The sequence below is a fragment of the Kouleothrix sp. genome, assembly GCF_046328425.1.
In the GTDB taxonomy this organism is placed as follows: Bacteria; Chloroflexota; Chloroflexia; order Chloroflexales; family Roseiflexaceae; genus Kouleothrix.
In genome coordinates this window covers 41,028-55,072 of record NZ_JAXLWP010000017.1, presented here as the reverse complement: position 1 = coordinate 55,072, position 14,045 = coordinate 41,028, and the positions used below count along the sequence as shown (strand labels likewise).

Here is a 14,045-nt window from a genome sequence, read left to right as displayed (position 1 = left end):
CAGGAGGTAATCATGGCGCAATTCATTCGAGTTCAATCAATCGAGCCGCTAGAACCACCCGTCATGCGGGTGCGGTTTACAAACGGTGAGCAACGCGATATCAACTTGGCACTCTATATTGCGAGCGGTGCGATCTTTGAGCCAGTACGAAACGACGCAGTTTATTTCCGCTCAGCCCAAGTCGAAGGCGGCACCATTGCGTGGCCAAATGGCGCAGACATTGATCCTGATGTCCTGTTTTATGAAGGTACGCCGCCTTGGGCGCAAGAAGATCCGATACAGCCGGGCCAAGCACATCACTAAGTGTAGAGAAAACACCGCTGGAGTGTGCAAAAGCCGATTGAGCGTGCCGCCCAGCCTGATGACGAGGAAATTGCACGCTGGAGAGCGGAAGAATGGCCAGCGATCAAAAAAGCCCACGACGAGCAACGGACAATCTTCTACGTAGACGAAGCAGCATTCTATCTTCTGCCAGCAGTCGTCCGTACCTACGCGCCAGTCGGACAGACGCCCATCTTGCGTGCTCCGAAGCCTTATACGCATCTGTCGGTGATCAGCGGTGTGAGTGAGACGGGCAAGCTGTATGTGCAGCAGCAAGCGTGTGCGTATCGAGGAGATACGATTGTCGGCTTCGCGGTATGAACTGCGCTTGGCGATTGCTCGATTACGGCATAAGGCGAATGTGCTCGCTGGTGTGATTACTCAAACCGGGCTTGAGCACTCAACGCAGAGGTCAGTGCGACGCCAGGCAGCAAAAAGCCCCCAGGCATTGCATCCTGAAGGGCTAAGACGGCGGGTAGAGCAGTTTCAGCCGAACGAGGGCGCCGCAGATGCCGGTGCTGTGCTACTCGTGCGTGGTGCCATCGGGCATGGTGGCCGCCGTCAAGTCGACCCCCGACAGTTGGGCATACGTCACAATCGCTTCGCTCAGGTTGGCGCACATTAGGCTAGCGTCTGTCAGGGTGGCCCCCGACAGGTCGGCCTTTGTCAGGTCGGCACTCATTAGGTTGGCCTCCTTTAGGTTGGCCCCCGACAGGTTTGCCCCTGACAGGTTGGCCTCCCTTAGGAAAGCCGTCGACAGATCGGCCTTCGTCAGGATGGCCGCCGATAGGTTGGCCTCTGTCAGGTCGGCCCCGTGCAAATTGGCCCCCGACAGATCCGCGCCCGACAGGTTGCGTCCCGACAGGTCAGCCCACGACAGCTTAGCCCCCGGCTCGATCTGGTACCCATTGACGATCATGGATGTTCCTTTCATCAAGCGCTAGGATGTGCGTCTCCATTGTCCGCGCCGCTGGCCGCCGCGATTTCGGCGCACACCGAGCCAGCGGACGAAATGCGTTGGTCCGTTCAGGCGGGCTCTGGCCCTGAAAGCTGTTCAGCAGGCTGCGTACAGCTGTAGTATACCGGAAAAACGATAGAGTTCAAGGTGGTGCGTACGCCCTTCTGGGATCGTGTACCGGGCTGTAACCCCATGTGTGGTATACTGAACCGGTACCACTTCGCCCGCCCACCGACCTCTTTGCCCGAGCGACGCGCTCGACCCGATCGCCCAGCGCCTGACGAGCACTCACGCGGTTCGCGATAGCCAGGATCATTCCGGATCGCCGCGCGGTCTGTCTGCTGGTCGCCCGCCGTCGTGCAGGCCGGCGCACGCCAAGCGTTTCCCCGCAAGCAATCATTACCGCCTCGTCTGGGGGTGCCTACGCCCCCGTTTGGTTTGCGTGCCGCACCGCACGCTCCGGCGCAATGCGCAGGAAGGCAACTGTGATGCAGTTCCTCGAGAATATCAGGCTTATCCAGGGCGGCATGGGCGTCTACGTTTCCAACTGGCGGCTCGCCCAGGCTGTCGCAGCAGCCCGCCCCGGCCAGGCCGCCGGCACCGTCTCGGGCACGGCCCTCGACGTAGTCTATGTGCGGCTGCTGCAGCTGGGCGACCCGGGCGGCCATGCCCGCCGCGCCCTGCGTGCCTTCGACGCCGCGTTCGGCGCCGGCATTGGCCAGAAGATCTGCGATCGCTACTTCATCGACGGCGGCAAGGCGCCCGAGGCGCGCTTCGCGCGCGCGCCCATGCAGCTTGTCCACACGCTGCCGGGGTGGTCGGCCCTGCCCACGCCGGCCGGCGACCGCGCGCCTGCGCCGCTTAGCCTGGACGACGACGTGATCGAGCTGCTGATCGCCACGGGGTTTGCCGAGGTGTGGCTCGCGAAAGACGGCCATGCCGGCACCGTCTTCATCAACTTCCTGAACAAGATCGAGCTTCCGCTGATCTATGTCATGTATGGCGCGATGCTTGCTGGTGTCGACGGCGTGATCGTCGGCGCGGGCAACCCCGACGGGCTGCCGGCGATCTGCTCGCGCCTGGCGGCCCACGCCGCAGTGACGCGCACGCTGCCGGTGTTGTACCAGGAGGCCGGCGAGGAATTTGCGCTCGCCTTCGACCCGCAGCAGATCGCCGGTGGCGCCTTCGCCAGGCAGCCGCTGAAGCGGCCGGCCTTTCTGGCGATTGTGTCGTTGGACGGCCTGGTGCAGGCCCTGGCGGCCAGCGCCAGCGAAGCCCCCGACGGCTTTATCATCGAGCACCATACTGCCGGCGGGCACAACGCCAACCCGGTGGGCCCAATGCACAAGGACGAGCAGGGGCAGCCGATCTACGGCGACCAGGACACCCCCGACCTTGCGGCGATCCGCGAGGTCGGGCGCCCGTTCTGGCTGGCCGGCGGGTATGGCAGCCGCTCGAAGCTAGCCGAGGCGCGCGCGGCCGGGGCGGCCGGCGTGCAGATCGGGTCGGTCTTCGCGCTGGCCGAGGAATCCGGCATGCAGCCAGAGTACCGCTCGGCGATCCTGCAGCAGCTGCGCAGCGGCGCCGACGACGGCTCGCTGGTGCGAACGACGCTGTTCTCGCCAACCGGGTTTGCCTTCAAAGTCGTGCAGCTCAAGGGAACCCTGGCGGATCAGGCGGTCTACGAGCAGCGGCGGCGTGTCTGCGACATCGGGCTGCTCCAGCAGATTGGGGTGAGCACGGCGGGCGACGACGGAACGCGCACGATCTTTCAGCGCTGCGCGGCCGCGCCGGTCGAGGGCTATGTCAACAAGCGCGGCCTGAGGCGCAACACCGAGGATCGCCGCTGCCTGTGCAACGGCCTGCTGGCGTGCGTCGGCCTGGGCCAGGTCGGCGAGCGGCACGGCGAGCGCCACGAGGAGCCGGCGATTGTCACACTGGGCAACCACCTCGATGGCATCCGGCGGCTTTCGCGGCAGGGGCAGAGCCACTACTGGGCCAGGGACGTGGTTGCCGATATGCTTGGCGAATGACGAAGCATCAGCGAGGAGCAGATATGAGTGATGTGCAGATTTTAACCTACCGCGAGCCGCGCTGGGGCGCGCCGGTGAGCGGCGTCGCCCTGATCCACAAAGACAGCCAGGGGCGCTACTATGTCGATAATGCCAGCGTAGCAGATAAGCGGGTCGTCGGGCTGTTCACGATCCTGACGTGCGCTGACGCAACCACGCACAATGTCCTGACGGCCTTCTTCCGGCTGATCGACCGCGAGGCGAACGCGGAGTAGGCTGGCCCAGAGGCCGCTATTTCGCGCCGTTGTGCGCGATCAGCTTCTGCTGGAGCGCGTCGCGCACCTCCAGCGCCGTGCGCCCGCTGCACTGCGGAACGTGGGGCGCGCCTTCGACGCGGCCGTGAAACTGCTTGCCGAGCTGCCAGATAAAAGCTTTGTGATCGACCTCGTCCACCGAAAAATGGTAGATCCGTCCGGATCGCTGAACACGGTCGTACTTGGTACTCATTCGCGCTACCTTCCACTGTATCTGTGTGCGGTGTTTCAACGCAGATCGCAGAAACACCGTACATAGCTGCCCCAGGCAAAAGCGCCCGACTGCGTATGTCGTTTTGCGGAGCTGCCCCCAAGTTTCGTTTTGTGCTGCACTCCGTGGCGAAGCCACGGAGTGCAGCACAATCTTAGGACATACGCAGTTACGCTGTTCGGCTTCAGGAAGCCGAGTAATTTGCCTGCGGCAGCAAGGTACTTTGTGATCATCGTGTGCGGTTTTCCGCGCGGAGCGCGGAAAACCGCACACGTCCAAAAGGAAAGTACCGCTCTGCCGAAGGCTGAGCACGCCAACTGCGCATGTCCTACATCTATGAACTGATCAAGCGAACAGCGTATCAATCGCCAACCGGGAACGAGCGGCCACCCGGCTGTACTCGCTCGCGGGCCTCGTGGGCCTGCTGCGCCGCCCGCACCTGCCGGAAGCTAACCAGGCGCTCGGCCTCCTCGTCCCACAGATTGAGCCTGAGCGAATGTAGGCTGCTGCGCAGTGTGATCGTCGTGACATCCTGAAACATCGGGTTTTCGTCCATGCACTGCTGCAGCGCGTAGTTGGGAATGCGCGAGCTAAGGTGGTGGATATGGTGCAGCCCGATGTTGCCGGTGAACCACTGGAGCACCTTGGGCAGCTTGAAGTACGAGCTGCCGCGCAGGGCCGCCGTGACGTAGTCCCACTGCTCGTGGCGCCGCCACGAGGTTCCCTCGAACTGGTGCTGAATGTAAAACAGCCAGACGCCGGCGAGGCCGGCTACGAACATGACTGGCAGCTGGATGAGCAGGTACGCCTTGATCCCGATCGTCGCCCACATCAGCGCCAAGACTGCCACGATCGCGAGGTTCGTGCCGTAGACGCTGGCGCGCTCGCGCATGCGCGAGTGGGCGCTGCTGAAGCGCTGGGCCACCAGGAACATGAACCACGGCCCGGCGCCAAGCAAGATGAGCGGGCTGCGATAGACCCGGTATTTGAAGCGCTCGCGGGGCGATAGCGCCAGGTACTCGCGCACCGTCATCGTGTAGATATCGCCGGTTCCGCGGCGATCCAGATCGCCCGACGTAGCGTGGTGGATGGCGTGGTCGAAGCGCCACTGGTAGTAGGGCGTAAACACCAGCAGCCCGCAGATCGTCCCGAGGATATTATTTGCGCGCTTCGAGCGGAAAAACGAGCCGTGGCCGCAGTCGTGAAAGATGATAAAGATCCGCGTGAGCAGGCCGCCGGCCGGCAGCGCGAGCGCCAGCACGATCCAGTACGAGTACGATAGGGCGACATACATCAGGGCCAGGCAGGCCGCGTAGGGAACGAACGTATTGATCACCTGCCAAAGGCTGCGCTGCCAGCTGGGGTTCTGGTATTTCGCCACCACCTGCTGCCAGGTTGGGGATTTGCCGCCGTCGCGGTGCTGCGGGGATGATTGCATCATACCTCCATGCTAAGCTGAAAATACATCGTTGCGAGCGCGCCGGCAGAGCTTGCCCGTGCGTAGGGCCAAAGCCGCTGCTCAGCTATCGCCCGCAGTTGGCGGGCCACCCGGATCCTTGCCCGAATCCAGAACCATGCGCCGCCGGGCCTGCAGCGCGCGGATGATCGTAGGAATCTCGTCGTCGGATAGCCAGACCGCCTGACATAATGGGTCGCACTGGCCGCGATCTTCCGCGGCCGGCGCCTGGATAAACACGCCGTGGCCGCCGAGCGCCGGCTTGACCTGCACCAGGCGGCGGAGGCCATACAGCTCTCGCAGGGCGCTCCCGCCCACGCTGGTGTAGTCTTTCACGGCCGCCTGGCCTAGTGGGATCAGGCGATGATACATATCGGCGGTCAGGAGCGCATCCTCGACGGCCACCTTCCCGCCCTGGTCGAGCGGTATCTCGGCGAGCGGCTCCTGCCACACGAACCGCGCGCGCCAGGCCGTCCGATCCCAGAAGAGGTAGACCGGCTGTTGGTGAAGCTGGTCGAAGTACCACCCGGCGTCGACAGCGTTCTGGTCGGTGATCATAATCGTTCCTCGTTTGCCCCCAAGAACCCGCTTCCCGGTACGGCCAGGTGCAAGAGGGCTGCCAGGATATAGTGTGCGCGCTGTCGACGCAGGTGATGGCGCTACAATAAGCATAAAGAGGGATAGCGAACACTCGACTAGTGTGAGCGTTCGCTGTCCCTCATCGTACTCACTAGGAACGGGGCCGAGCCCTAGTATAGCACGTCATGGCCCGGCGTGCCAATTTTCAGCCCACCCCGACTGAGCGAGGGAGCGAGGGAGAGCGGCGCGCACGATGCGCGCCCTACGGGAAGGCCGTGCCAGCGGCGACGCCAGGCGCACATGCCTCGGGGCCAACCATCACCCGTATCCGCGCCACGAGGCATGCGCCAGCGGCATAGCGACAGAGACAACATTCATTTAGTCTTCGAAGATCGACCCCGTAAGGTAGAGGATGCTGGTCCACAGGCCGCGCGCGTGGCGGTAGAACAGCATGCCGAAGCCGGCGGTAGCCAGCCCCAGCAGCACGATCAGCTCGCCGGCCGGGATGTCCGTGGCGATGCCCAGCACGCCGCCCGCCACCAGCGCAAAGGTCGAGGTCAGGGTCATGTTGATCGCCATGCCGCCGGTGACCTCGCCGGCGTCGCGCTCGAAGATCACGCCGCACACCGGGCAGCGCACGTTCATCACGAACAGCGAGCGAAACATGCGCCCGTGCCGGCAGGCCGGGCACGTCAGCAGCAGGCCCAGCAGTAGGATCCGCAGGATTCGTAGCATCGAGCTGTCTGTTTCCGAAGAATACGGGGCTCGCGGCGGCGCGCTCGCGGCATTGTACCACGGCGTGCCGATCCATGCCGGGGCGGGCTATGGCCGTGGCGGCAGCAGCAGCAGCGGCGCGTCCACCGCGCGCCTGAGCACCTCGATGTCGGGCGCGGCGGCGCGGCGGCGCGTGCCGCCATTGCGCTGGCGGGCGATGATCACCAGCTGGGACTGGTGGCGGCCGGCTTCCTCGACGATCGCGTCGGTGGGGTTGCCGATGCCGATCTCCGCAGAGAATCGCGCCCGCGCCGCGCCCGCGCCGAAGTGCGCGGCGTACGCCTGCTGCACGTGCGCGCCCAGCGCGGCGCGTTGGGCGGCGGCGGGCGCCTCGCCTGCCAACAGCTCCTCGATCGAGGCGGCGACAGTGTGCAGCACCACCAGCTCTGCGGCGGCGCTGTGGGCCAGCATCAGGGCGTAGGCCAGCACGTGCCGGCTGTACACCGAGCAGTCGAAGGGCGCCAGGATGCGCGCGAGCGCGGCCGGCGCGCTCAGGCCCGGCCGCAGCAGCAGCAGCGGCAGCCCGGCGCTCAGCACCAGCTGCTCGGTGACGCTGCCGCTGGCCCAGCGGCGCAGCCGGCCGTAGCCGTGGCCCGCGAGCGCGATCAGGCTGGCGTGCTGGCGCTCGGCGGCGCGCAGGATGCCGGCGGCCGGCAGCCCGACCTCGACATCCACTGTGGCCTCGATGCCGGCGGCGCGCAGCGGCGCGGCGTGCATCTCGAGGTAGGCTTCGATCTCGCCGCGCTGCGCCAGCCAGCGCTGGTGCTGCTGGTGCGCCCAGCGCGCGCCGGCCGCGCCGGGGGCGTCGGCCGGCGCGCTGATAACGCTGTACTCGTGCTCGGGGTCGGGGAATACCTGCAGCAGCACCACGCGCGCGCCCAGCAGCGGCGCCAGCAGGTGCGCGAACGGCAGCGCCTGCTCGGCCAGCGCCGAGCCGTCGAGCGGAACCAGCATGGTCTGCATAGCGCCCTCGCTACAAGATTGTCGCTCGTGGATCGCGAATGCCCGGCTCGTCGCGTGGCGGGCCGTGGTTGTACGATGGCGCGTGTGGCATGTTGGCGATGCGACTTCGATCGTAGCAAGCCGCGCCGCGCGGCTGCGTGGAGATCCCGCAACTGAGGGTGAAGGTTGGCGGCATGAGCCGTACGCTTTATGGTGGGGGGCTGGGGGCGGGAAGGAACGCGCGAAAAGCGCCTGCGGGCGGGGTCTATTCCCGCCCGCCTATGGCGCCCTAGCTTTTGCCGGCGGTCGAATCGGGCGGCTGGAAAGTCTGCCGCAGCGCGGGCAGCGTCTGGTCGTCGATCGGCGCGAGCGAGGCGATCAGCGCGCTGAGCCGCGCCTGGCGCTCGGCGTCGGTGGCCAGCTCATCGTTAAGGATGACGCCAATCGCGCGCGATGGCGCCTCGGGGCGGTACACCAGCGCCGCCAGCGCGCCGCCGAAGCTGCGGTTGGCCACCAGGCGGTAGCGGAACGCGCCGGCGCTCTGCTCTTCGCCAAGCTGCTGGCTCGCGCCCGGCCGGAAGCGCGAGAGCAGGATGATGTTCTGGAACTCGCCCTCGTACAGCAGCACGATGTCGTCGCTGGTGGGGCCGCCGTTCTTGAAGGCAATGCCGCGCATGCGCGTGTCGGGCAGCGCCAGCGGCGCCAGCAGGCTGCCGGGCTGGCGCAGCGCCAGCGCGTCGATCGTCAGCTGCTCGTTGCCGTCGATAAACGGGAAGCGCACGCTGCCAATGCCGATCCGCGACGCCACGCCCGGCTCGGTCGGCAGGGTAAAGGGCGCGGCGCCGGCCTGCGCCAGTAGCTCGACCTGCTGGGCGCGCACGGCGTGCACCGCCGTGCCCTCGGCGGCGCCGATCGGCAGCACCGAGGCGTCGAGCAGCGCGTACATCTGCGTGTCGAGCGTGAGCACGACGCGCGCCGGCTGGCTGAGCCGTGGCTGCCCCGGCGGTGCGTCGGTCTCGTAGGTCAGCAGCGCGGCCGGCCGGCCGAGCAGTGTCGTCTGGCCGAGCAAGCGCGCGCCGCTGGCGCGGGCCTGCGCCAGGAACAGCGGCCCGAGATCGCCGGGCTGGTCGCTGTCGCGCGCGAAGCTCGAGACGATCGGCTGGCCGCGCAGCAGCGGCACCACCGCCTGCGCCTCGCCCTGCGAGAGCTGGATGTCGACCGACTCCTCGCCAAACGAGCGCGCGTGGTCGTAGCGGAACTGCACCAGGCTGCGGCCGTCGCTGCTCACCTGCATCAGCGGCGGGCCGTCGCTGCCCTCGGCGCTGATGCGGATGGCCAGCCGGTTGGGGCTGGCGTAGTCGTACCAGCGCTCGATCAGCACGGCCGGCTGGCTGTCGCGCTCGACGCGGTACAGCTCGTGCAGCACGCCCTCGCTCACCGGCGGCCGGTCGAAGCGGTGGATGGCGGCCTCGATCATGTCGGCCGGGGCTGTGGCGGTGGCCGGGGCGCTCGGGCGCGCCGCGCGGCCGGCCAGCCACGAGGGCACGGCGACGATCGCGGCGGCGAGCAGCAGAATGCCGGCCGCCAGCGCCAGCTGCGCGCGGCGCGCCGGCAGGTGGCGCGCCGGCAGGCGGCGCGGCTGGGCGAGCTTCAGCAGCTTCTCGGTGAGCGTGTGGGGCGGCGCGGCGGCGAACAGCGCCGGGATGGCGCGCGGCAGCAGCTCGCGCGTGGCCAGCAGCCCGTCGCGCACGGCGCGCAGATCCGCGCGCTCGATCAGGTCGCGCCGCACGGCGAGCTGGTCGGCCTCGTTCAGCTGGCCCTCGGCCCAGCGGTCGATCCGCTCGACCTCGGCTATGTCGGCGTCGGGCGGCAGCAGCCCTAGCGCGCGCGCGGCAGCCGCGCGAAACGCGGCCAGCTCGGCGGCGGCGTCGAGGCCGGGGTGCGCCAGCAGCGCCTCGATCTCGTCCGGCGCGCTGCCGGCGATATAGGCCAGGCCCAGCGCCAGGCGCGCGGCCGGGGTGCGTGCGGCCAGCTCGGCCAGCAGCCCGGCGGCCTGCGTAGCGCCCAGCGTGGTGTGGCTCAGGTCGGGCGTGGCGAAGGCCCAGCGCTGGCGCGGCGGCTGGCCGGCCAGCAGGGCGCGCAGCAGCGCCGGCTCGGCGGCGTCGGCGGGGGTATCGGCGGGCAGGCGGCGAAACGCGGCCTCGGTGAGCGCGGCGGCGGCCTTGGGCGCGCCGCTCAGCAGCAGCGCAAGGCGGTACAGGCGCTCGTGGTAGCGGTACACCAGCCTGCTACGGTCGGGCGTGTGATCGTCGGCGATCGACATGAAAACAAACCTTTCCAGGATGTATGGTAATGCGCGGCGCGGCGCGCCGGCGCGACTGTTCGGGCGAGGAGCCATGGGCAGTTGCTTGAGTAAAAGCATAGCATACCGGCGGGGTGGCGGCAAACCTTGCGGCGCGCGCCGGGCGTGCGTTTTTGGCCGTTGCAATGCGCTAAAGCGCCGATGCGCCGCTGGCCTGTTTTCTCACCATCGCTTAAGCTTGTGAGCAAGAGCAGGGCCGCTGGGGCGGGTTTTGGGGCTGCGCAAAGGGCGCCGCCGCACATTATGCCGCCGTGGCGCATGCCTCGGAGCCTATCTGCAAAGCCTGCGTACCACAAAGGCACCAAGCGGCCGTACGCGGAGCAAGCATCACCACGACATACACGCTCTTGGTGTCTCCGTGTCTTGGTGGTTCCGTCTCAGAAGCTGTCTGAAAAGGGTGGTTTGGAGGGACGAAGTCCCTCCAAATATCCACTTTTTCTGGCGGGTGGCGGCCACATTCGTGGCCGCCACCCGCCAGAAGGGAAATGCGAGGGGCATAGCAATCCTAAATGAGTCATAAAAAGCAGGGGCCAGGGGGGCGCAGCCCCCCAAAGAACATCTTCTCCCCTTTATGAAGCCGATAGGATTGCTATAATAGGCATCATCAAAGTCTACGCGTTCCGCAAATCGCAAGGGAGCATTTACCATGATCACAACCCCCGAGGCCCAGGCGCTCTCGGCGTACCTCGCGGCGCGCCAGGGCGCGTATATCGGCGAGCTGCGCGCGCTGTGCGCGATCGAGTGCCCCACGGCGTCGAAGCCGGGCGTCGACGAGGCCGGCGCCTGGGTGCGGCGCTGGGTGCAGGCGCGCGGCTGGGAGCTGCGCGAGTGGCCCGACGCGCAGGCCGGCGATAGCCTGGTGGCCACGGTGCGCGGCGCCGGGCGGCTGCGTGTGCTGCTGGCCGCGCACCTCGACACCGTCTACCCGGTGGGCGTGGCGGCGGCGCGCCCGCTGGTGGCCGAGGGCGATGTGCTGCGCGGCCCCGGCAGCGCCGACAACAAGAGCGGCCTGCTCTCGGCGCTGTACGCCATGGCCGCGCTCGAAGACCTCGGCCTGCTCGGCCCGGTCGGCACGCTGAGCCTGATGTGCGGCGGCGACGAGGAGACCGACATGCGCGCCTCGCTGGCGCTGATGCGCGAGCTGGCGCCGCAGTACGATCTGGCGCTGGTGCTCGAGTGCGGGCGCGAGAACGGCGACATTGTGGCGGCGCGCAAGGGCGGCGGCAACTTCGTGCTGGAGGAATTCGGCAAAGCCGCGCACGCCGGCGTCGAGCCCGAGAAGGGCGCCCACGCGGTGCTGGCGCTGGCGCACCACACGATCGCGCTCCAGGCGCTGAACGGCTTTCGCCCCGGCGTCACGGTGAACGTCGGCGTGGTGCAGGGCGGCACGGTGCCCAACGCCGTGCCCGACTACGCGCGCGCCACCGTCGACGCGCGCGTAGTCGACCCGGCCGACATCGAGCCGCTGATCGCGGCGCTGCACGCGGCGGCGGGGGCCACGGCGGTGCCGGGGGTGCGCGCCGAGCTGAGCGGCGGCTGGGGCGCGCCGCCCATGGCCCGCACGCCGCAGATCGCCGCGCTGGCCGAGCTGGCGATCGCCTGCGCTGGCGAGCTGGGCTTTGCCACGCGCGCCGCCTCGACCGGCGGCGTGTCGTATGCCAACTACTTCGCCAGCATGGGCCTGCCGGTGCTCGACGGCCTCGGCCCGGTCGGCGGGCTCGACCACAGCCCGAGCGAGTATATTCTGGCCTCGAGCATTGTGCCGCGCACGGCGCTGCTGGCGCTGCTGGCGCTGCGCGCGGCTCAGCAGTAGGGCTGGGCAATCGCTCCATCTGCCGCGCGCACGAGCCGCATGTAGGGCTCGTGCAACGTCTTTCGACCCCTCCCCCTACTCCCTCCCCTGTCAGGGGAGGGGAAACACATCTGGCTGTGTGGTGCGGTCGCCGCCGCGACCTCACCCCCTTCCCCCCTCTCCCGCACGCGGGAGAGGGGGGTGAGGGCCAGTGTTGCACGAGCCCTGGAGCCGCATGCGCCATTCTTGACAGCCGCATGTAAACGTGATAGGCTTTACAAACGCTCTGCGATCATGCACTACCAAAGCCCGATTCCTCGATCGATACGTCGCCGGTGAGGCGCCTATGCCCGACAAATACTACCAGGAGTATGGCCCGATCAGCCGCCGCCGCGCCGGGCAGCGTGCCGACGCGCCGCCGCCGACGGTCGAGCCGCTGGACGACGACGAGCGCCCGCTGCGGCGCGAGTGGCAGCGCCGCGAGCGCCGGGCGATCCGGCCGCGCCGCCGCGGCCTGGGCGTGCTGCTGGCGCTGGTGCTGCTGGGGCTGGGCGCGTTCGCGCTGCTGCCGTACGCAATCGGCCTGTTCGCGGGCGACCAGGCGCTGGCCGGCGTGAGCCTGCAGGGCCAGCCGGTGGCAGGCCGGAGCCGCGCCGAGGTGCGCGCGCTGGCCGAGCAGCGCTACGCCGCGTTCGTGCGCGCGCCGCTCACGCTCAGCTTCGAGGGCCGCACCTGGTCGCCGACGCTGGCGCAGCTGGGGGTGCGCTTCGACCCCGACGCCGTGGCCGGCGACGTGCTGGCGGCCGGGCACCGTGGCGGGCCGGCCGAGCGCGCGCGCGAGCTGTGGCAGATCTGGCGCGGCGGACTCGACATCGCCCCGCGCCTGAGCGTCGACGCGCGCGTGCTGCAGGGCTACCTCGCCACCGTCGCCGCCGCGATCGAGCGGCCGCCGCGCGACGCGGCGCTGAGCATCGCCGAGGGCCGCGTGCTGCCGACGCCCAGCCAGCCCGGCCGCCAGGCGCTGGCCGACGACACCGCGAGCGAGATCGTGCGCGCGCTGGCGACGCTGGCGCCGCAGCAGGTGGCGCTGCGCACCCGCGCGCTGGCGCCGCGCCTCGGCGACGCGGCGCTGGCCCCCGCCGCCGCCGAGGCGCGCGCGCTGCTGAGCCAGCCGCTGACGCTCGCGCGCGGCCAGCAGCGCGTGACGTGGGACGCCGCCAAGATCGCCACGCTGCTGGCCGTCGACGCTGCGGGCGGCCAGATGCGCGTGCGCGTCGATGCCGAGCGGCTCGGCAAGGCGGTGCAGCAGCTGGCCCAGGTTGTCGACTCGGGCAGCAGCGAGCCGCGCGTGGCCTTTCGTGGCGGCAAGCTGAAGATCACCCAGCCCGGCCAGGACGGCTGGCGGCTCGACCAGGCCGCCGCCGCGCAGGCGATCAGCGCGACGTTGCGGCTCAGCCAGCGCGAGCTTGCGCTGCCGGTGGCGCAGCTGACGCCGCAGGTCACCGCCAAGACGCTGCCGGCGCTCGGCATTGCCGACCTGGTGGGCGAGGGCAAGAGCAGCTTCGCCGGCTCGGCGTCCTACCGCATCGCGAACATCAAGGCCGGCGCGGCCAAGCTCGACGGCGTGCTCATCCCGCCGGGCGCCGAGTTCTCGTTCAACACCCAGATCGGCGCGATCGACGAGAGCAATGGCTTTGTGCAGGGCTACGCCGTGATCGGCAACCGCACCCAGCTCGAATGGGGCGGCGGCGTCTGCCAGGATTCGACCACCGTGTTCCGCGCGGCGTTCTGGGCCGGCCTGCCGATCACCGAGCGCCACGCCCACCCGTTCTACATCAGCTGGTACGACGACTTCAGCTTTCCCGACCAGGCCGGGCCGGGCATGGACGCGACGATCTACACCGGCGTGCTCGATCTGAAGTTCGTGAACGACACCGGCCACTGGCTGCTGATGGAGGCCAGCGTCGACGACGAGGCCCAGGTGCTGGCGGTGCGGCTGTACGGCACCAAGCCCGACCGCACGGTTGAGGTGCGCGGCCCCGACATCGGCCGGGTGATCGCCGCGCCCGACCAGCCGGTGTACGTCGACGACAGCACGCTGCCGCTTGGCACGGTGAAGCAGACCGACCACGCCCGCCGGGGCATGGATATTACGGTGTACCGCGTGATCAGCGAGCAAGGCCAGCAGCGCGCCCCCGAGACGTTTTTCACTCGCTTCAAGGCCTGGCCGAATGTGTTTGCGCGCGGCACCGCGCAGTAGCGCCGGCGCTGGCCTCCCCATCCAGTGGGAGGTTTGGAGGGTCGCAGACCCTCCAAAGGTATTC

Annotated in this window: 13 protein-coding genes; 6 read left to right on the top strand and 7 right to left on the bottom strand. The window is 68.5% G+C overall.

Going from position 1 to position 14,045, the window contains the following annotated elements:
- Positions 1-12 precede the first annotated feature (12 nt).
- Together U0177_RS16675 and U0177_RS16670 are read left to right on the top strand one after the other, a co-directional pair.
- Positions 13-303, top strand: a complete 291-nt coding sequence (locus tag U0177_RS16675) for a DUF2442 domain-containing protein (protein ID WP_409571782.1) — start codon at positions 13-15, stop codon at positions 301-303.
- Positions 304-327: 24 nt separating this feature from the next.
- Positions 328-642 (top strand): hypothetical protein, encoded by a 315-nt coding sequence (locus tag U0177_RS16670; protein ID WP_409571781.1) that lies wholly within the window; start codon positions 328-330, stop codon positions 640-642.
- 202 nt (positions 643-844) lie between these two features.
- On the opposite strand, the gene U0177_RS16665 is transcribed toward U0177_RS16670, so the two are convergent.
- Entirely contained in the window at positions 845-1,240 is a 396-nt protein-coding gene (locus U0177_RS16665; RefSeq protein ID WP_409571780.1) for a pentapeptide repeat-containing protein, read from the bottom strand.
- A 524-nt stretch (positions 1,241-1,764) separates the two neighbouring features.
- Between U0177_RS16665 and U0177_RS16660 the strand changes: the two genes are divergently transcribed.
- Positions 1,765-3,312 carry a nitronate monooxygenase gene (locus U0177_RS16660; protein WP_409571779.1) on the top strand — a complete coding sequence of 516 codons (1,548 nt, stop codon included), beginning with the start codon at positions 1,765-1,767 and terminating at the stop codon, positions 3,310-3,312.
- A 23-nt stretch (positions 3,313-3,335) separates the two neighbouring features.
- Positions 3,336-3,566 (top strand): hypothetical protein, encoded by a 231-nt coding sequence (locus U0177_RS16655; RefSeq protein ID WP_409571778.1) that lies wholly within the window; start codon positions 3,336-3,338, stop codon positions 3,564-3,566.
- A 16-nt stretch (positions 3,567-3,582) separates the two neighbouring features.
- On the opposite strand, the gene U0177_RS16650 is transcribed toward U0177_RS16655, so the two are convergent.
- The 6 genes from U0177_RS16650 to U0177_RS16625 form a co-directional block, all read right to left on the bottom strand.
- On the bottom strand, positions 3,583-3,798 hold the full coding sequence (locus U0177_RS16650) for a hypothetical protein (RefSeq protein ID WP_409571777.1): 216 nt from the start codon (positions 3,796-3,798) through the stop codon (positions 3,583-3,585).
- Positions 3,799-4,177: 379 nt separating this feature from the next.
- Entirely contained in the window at positions 4,178-5,257 is a 1,080-nt protein-coding gene (locus U0177_RS16645; RefSeq protein ID WP_409571776.1) for a fatty acid desaturase, read from the bottom strand.
- A gap of 78 nt (positions 5,258-5,335) precedes the next feature.
- Positions 5,336-5,830 carry a hypothetical protein gene (locus tag U0177_RS16640; protein ID WP_409571775.1) on the bottom strand — a complete coding sequence of 165 codons (495 nt, stop codon included), beginning with the start codon at positions 5,828-5,830 and terminating at the stop codon, positions 5,336-5,338.
- Between the two features lie 399 nt (positions 5,831-6,229).
- Positions 6,230-6,586 (bottom strand): DUF983 domain-containing protein, encoded by a 357-nt coding sequence (locus U0177_RS16635; protein WP_409571774.1) that lies wholly within the window; start codon positions 6,584-6,586, stop codon positions 6,230-6,232.
- Positions 6,587-6,673: 87 nt separating this feature from the next.
- Entirely contained in the window at positions 6,674-7,588 is a 915-nt protein-coding gene (locus U0177_RS16630; RefSeq protein WP_409571773.1) for a universal stress protein, read from the bottom strand.
- A gap of 268 nt (positions 7,589-7,856) precedes the next feature.
- A complete protein-coding gene (locus tag U0177_RS16625; protein WP_409571772.1) occupies positions 7,857-9,890 on the bottom strand; it encodes a hypothetical protein in 2,034 nt (677 codons plus the stop codon).
- A gap of 685 nt (positions 9,891-10,575) precedes the next feature.
- On the opposite strand from U0177_RS16625, the gene U0177_RS16620 reads away from it, so the two are divergent.
- Complete coding sequence (locus U0177_RS16620; RefSeq protein WP_409571771.1) at positions 10,576-11,742, top strand: M20/M25/M40 family metallo-hydrolase; 1,167 nt, start codon at positions 10,576-10,578, stop codon at positions 11,740-11,742.
- A gap of 325 nt (positions 11,743-12,067) precedes the next feature.
- Positions 12,068-13,981, top strand: coding sequence for a VanW family protein (locus tag U0177_RS16615; protein ID WP_409571770.1), 1,914 nt, complete (start codon positions 12,068-12,070; stop codon positions 13,979-13,981).
- The last annotated feature ends 64 nt before the right edge of the window (positions 13,982-14,045 follow it).

What these genes read in the sequence shown, in the direction of transcription:
- U0177_RS16675 (WP_409571782.1), top strand. Translation starts at nt 13, where the DNA reads ATGGCGCAATTCATTCGAGTTCAATCAATCGAGCCGCTAGAACCACCC.
- U0177_RS16665 (WP_409571780.1), bottom strand. Translation starts at nt 1,240, where the DNA reads ATGATCGTCAATGGGTACCAGATCGAGCCGGGGGCTAAGCTGTCGTGG.
- U0177_RS16655 (WP_409571778.1), top strand. Translation starts at nt 3,336, where the DNA reads ATGAGTGATGTGCAGATTTTAACCTACCGCGAGCCGCGCTGGGGCGCG.
- U0177_RS16650 (WP_409571777.1), bottom strand. Translation starts at nt 3,798, where the DNA reads ATGAGTACCAAGTACGACCGTGTTCAGCGATCCGGACGGATCTACCAT.
- U0177_RS16645 (WP_409571776.1), bottom strand. Translation starts at nt 5,257, where the DNA reads ATGATGCAATCATCCCCGCAGCACCGCGACGGCGGCAAATCCCCAACC.
- U0177_RS16640 (WP_409571775.1), bottom strand. Translation starts at nt 5,830, where the DNA reads ATGATCACCGACCAGAACGCTGTCGACGCCGGGTGGTACTTCGACCAG.
- U0177_RS16635 (WP_409571774.1), bottom strand. Translation starts at nt 6,586, where the DNA reads ATGCTACGAATCCTGCGGATCCTACTGCTGGGCCTGCTGCTGACGTGC.
- U0177_RS16630 (WP_409571773.1), bottom strand. Translation starts at nt 7,588, where the DNA reads ATGCAGACCATGCTGGTTCCGCTCGACGGCTCGGCGCTGGCCGAGCAG.
- U0177_RS16625 (WP_409571772.1), bottom strand. Translation starts at nt 9,890, where the DNA reads ATGTCGATCGCCGACGATCACACGCCCGACCGTAGCAGGCTGGTGTAC.
- U0177_RS16620 (WP_409571771.1), top strand. Translation starts at nt 10,576, where the DNA reads ATGATCACAACCCCCGAGGCCCAGGCGCTCTCGGCGTACCTCGCGGCG.
- U0177_RS16615 (WP_409571770.1), top strand. Translation starts at nt 12,068, where the DNA reads ATGCCCGACAAATACTACCAGGAGTATGGCCCGATCAGCCGCCGCCGC.